This window comes from Pseudomonas sp. P7548 (genome assembly GCF_013386585.1).
Classification (GTDB): domain Bacteria; phylum Pseudomonadota; class Gammaproteobacteria; order Pseudomonadales; family Pseudomonadaceae; genus Aquipseudomonas.
Genome location: NZ_JACARO010000121.1, coordinates 1 through 3300, shown reverse-complemented (window position 1 = coordinate 3300; position 3300 = coordinate 1). Strand labels below are relative to the sequence as shown.

Annotated in this window: 4 protein-coding genes; all 4 read right to left on the bottom strand. The window is 63.5% G+C overall.

What is annotated here, in order from left to right; translation table 11 throughout:
- A partial coding sequence (locus HX803_RS30900) for a glycoside hydrolase family 15 protein (protein ID WP_178925878.1) occupies positions 1–1017 on the bottom strand: 1017 nt, incomplete at its 3' end.
- A complete protein-coding gene (locus HX803_RS30895) occupies positions 1010–1810 on the bottom strand; it encodes a glucose 1-dehydrogenase (RefSeq protein ID WP_178925877.1) in 801 nt (266 codons plus the stop codon). The genes HX803_RS30895 and HX803_RS30900, both read right to left, overlap by 8 nt.
- Positions 1811–1948: 138 nt before the next feature.
- Positions 1949–2482: an ester cyclase gene (locus HX803_RS30890; RefSeq protein WP_178925876.1), complete on the bottom strand. Its 534-nt coding sequence runs from the start codon at positions 2480–2482 to the stop codon at positions 1949–1951.
- On the bottom strand, positions 2482–3300 hold an 819-nt coding region (locus tag HX803_RS30885; protein ID WP_178925875.1), incomplete at its 5' end, for an alkene reductase. The genes HX803_RS30890 and HX803_RS30885, both read right to left, overlap by 1 nt.

The following is a 3300-nucleotide window of genomic DNA, read 5'->3' as shown; positions in this document are numbered from 1 at the left end:
CTGGGCGCCACCGTGGCCGCTCAAGTGCGCAAGCGTGGCTTCGGGCAGTTCCTGGCGGCCGTCGATGCCGTAGAGGATATTGATTTTGGTCGGTTGGCCGCAGCAATCGCTGACCCGGCCCTTGAGCCAGCGCATATAGGCGTTGGCTTCCTCGACAAAGCCCAGGCGCATGAACGCATACACGGTGAACGAAGCGTCGCGGATCCAGGTGTAGCGGTAGTCCCAATTGCGCTCGCCGCCGGGCGCCTCGGGCAGGCCGAAGGTGGCAGCGGCGATGATTGCGCCGTGTTTGCGCGAGGTCAGCAGCTTGAGCGCCAGGGCCGAGCGGTTGACCATTTCACGCCAGCGCCCCCGGTAGTTGGATTGGGCGATCCAGCCGCGCCAGAATTTCAAGGTGTGCGCCAGGACGAGGTCGGTGCAGCGGCTGTCGACGCGTTCGTCGTCTTCACCGCCGAGCACAAACTCGGCGCCTTCGTCCTGAGCCAGGGTGAAGGTGGCGACGGCTGCAGCGTCTTTGATCTGCAACGGCTGGCTGCTGGCGAGGAGGAGGCCGGGTTGGCCTTCGGCGCTGAACAGCACCTTACCGTCCACGGCGCTGGCCCGGGTGGACGTGCGCGCATAGTCATGGCGCACGGCGCAGCGCAGGTGAATGGTTGCGTTGCCGCTGACCACCCGCACCCGCCGCACCAGCAGCGGCAGGTCGTCGATGTCTTCGCTGATCACCAGCAAGTCGGTGATTTCCACCACGGCTTCGTCGCTGAGCCAACGGGTTTGCAACACGTTGGTGTCGGGCAGGTAGATCTGCTCGCGGCGGGCGTTGGGCAGGTCAGGGGTGAGCTGGAAGGCACCGGCCTGGGGGGTGTCCAGCAGCGAACAGAAGATCGACGGGCTGTCGAATTCCGGCCAGCAGAAAAAGTCGATGCTGCCCTTGTCGTTGATCAGCGCCGCACTGCGCATGTCGCCGATGATGCCGTGGGCATCGATGGCACTCTGAGGTTCGTTGTTGAAATCAACCATTGCCACGGAACTCCGGATACAGGCTCATGCCGCCATCGATAAACAGGGTGCTGCCCACCACATAGTCGGAAGCATCGCTGGCCAGCCAGACCACCGCATTGGCGACGTCTTCCACATCACCCACACGACCGTAGGGGATCAGCTTGAGCAGTTCTTTTTCCGCTGCGCCTTCGGTGGCTGCGCGATTGATTGCGGTACGGATCGCCCCGGGCGCAATGCCGTTGATGCGGATGCGTTGTTCGCTGACTTCCTGGGCGAGGGTGCGCATCAACATTTCCACGCCGCCTTTGGACGCCGCGTAATTCACATGCCCGGCCCAGGGGATCACCTGGTGCACCGAACTCATGTGGATGATCTTGCCGGCCGCCCGCGACACACCGTCACGCACACCCTGGCGGTTGAAAATACGCACGGCGGCCCGGGCACACAGAAACTGGCCGGTGAGGTTGACGCCGATCACGGTGTTCCAGTCGTCGAGCGTCATGTCGACCAGGTTGGCGTCTTTCTGCAGGCCGGAATTGGCCACCAGGATATCCAGGTGGCCGAAGGCATCAAGGGTTTGCGCGAACAGGCGTTCGACGTCGGCCTCTTTGGACACGTCGCCGCCAATGGCGATTGCACGCCCGCCGCTGGCGTTGATCTGCGCCGCCAGGGCTTCTGCCGGCGCCGCCTGAGAGTTGTAATTGAGCACCACCGCCGCACCGGCTTCGGCCAGGGCCTTTGCCGCGCCTGCCCCAATGCCGGAGCTGGCGCCGGTGACCAGGGCCACTTGTTGCTGCAACGAAATCTGCATCGCCCACCCACCGTTTTATGAGAGTCCTCTCAGCTGACTGGTGCGGCGCTGTGGAAGTTCACCGGGGTTGGATGAAGACCGATTCATACCTGATGTGGCAACAGTGTTTGTCCATTCGCTCGGGTTTTACCGACGGTTTCAAGGCTTGATGACCCCGATCTGCTGCAAAAAGGTCAGGTTATCTTCCAAGTGCCAGTTCTCGGCAATCTTGCCGTCGGCGATGCGATAGATATCGGTCGCAATGAAGTTCACCGCCTGCCCCTGGCCCTGCACGCCGTTGAACGTGCCGGTGAAATGCCCGGTGAAGCGCAGGTGCGAAACGACCCGATCACCGCTGACAATCATTTGTTGCACCTCGCACTGCAAGTCAGGTACCGCGCCGTGAAAAGCCTTCGACGCCGCCAGTGGGCCTGCGAGGCCTTGAGGGCGGCCTGGCGGCAAGGCCCGGTCCATAAAATCGGCGGCCAACGCTTCACGCGCAAGTGCCGGGTCGCCGGATGACCAGAAGGTTGCGTAGCGGCGTGCTGCGAGGGTCTGCGCCTGGATGTGCGTGGGCTTGGCGCCCGGCTCGGCAATGAGAACCTTGGGTGTTAGCAGTGCAGGTTCGGCAGCCGTGACGAGCGGGCTCATGACAGCAGCGGCTAGTACTGCGACGGCCATCAGCGTGCGCATCAGGCTTCTCCCGTGGTGAGTGTTGGGTAGTCGCTGTAACCCTTGGCGCTGCCGCCAAACAGTGTGGCGTGGTCGAGTGGGGCGAGGGGCAGGTCCTGGGCCAGGCGCAATGGCAGGTCCGGGTTGGCCACAAAAGGCCGGCCGAACGCCACAAGGTCGGCGTAGCCGTGGCTGATGACCCACTCGGCACGTTGGACGTCGTAGTTGCCGGCGACGATGATCGGGTTGCTGAAGCGGGCACGTATCGCTTGGCGGAAGGCTTCGGTAAACACCGGCGCGTCATCCCAGTCGGCCTCTACCAAGTGCAGATAGCCGATGCCTTTGCCTTGCAGATACTGAGCCGCCTCAAGAATGGTCGGCAGAATATCCGGGCAGGCCATGCCGCGCGCGGTCAGGAACGGCGCCAGGCGAATCGCGGTGCGCTCGGCGCCGATTTCCTCGCTGACTGCGTCGACCACTTCCTGCAAAAAACGCAGGCGGTTGGCGCGCGAGCCACCGTACTCATCGGTACGCGTGTTGGAGGTGGTGCGCAGGAACTGGTCGATCAGATAGCCGTTGGCCCCGTGAATCTCGACGCCATCGAAGCCCGCACGCATCGCCCGGCGCGCAGCTTGGCGGAAGTCCTCGACGATCTGCTGGATTTCGGCGTGGGTCAGTGCGCGAGGCGTCGGGCAATCGACCATGGCGCCCTGCCCGGTGGCGGGGTCGACTTTCCAGATTTGCCCTTCAAAAGGCTCGGCGGAAGGCGCCACCGGCAACTCGCCGTTATGGAAGTCGGGATGGGACAACCGCCCCACATGCCACAGTTGCAGGAAGAT

Coding starts and splice junctions, on each gene's coding strand:
- HX803_RS30895 (WP_178925877.1), bottom strand. CDS start 1,810: ATGCAGATTTCGTTGCAGCAACAAGTGGCCCTGGTCACCGGCGCCAGC.
- HX803_RS30890 (WP_178925876.1), bottom strand. CDS start 2,482: ATGCGCACGCTGATGGCCGTCGCAGTACTAGCCGCTGCTGTCATGAGC.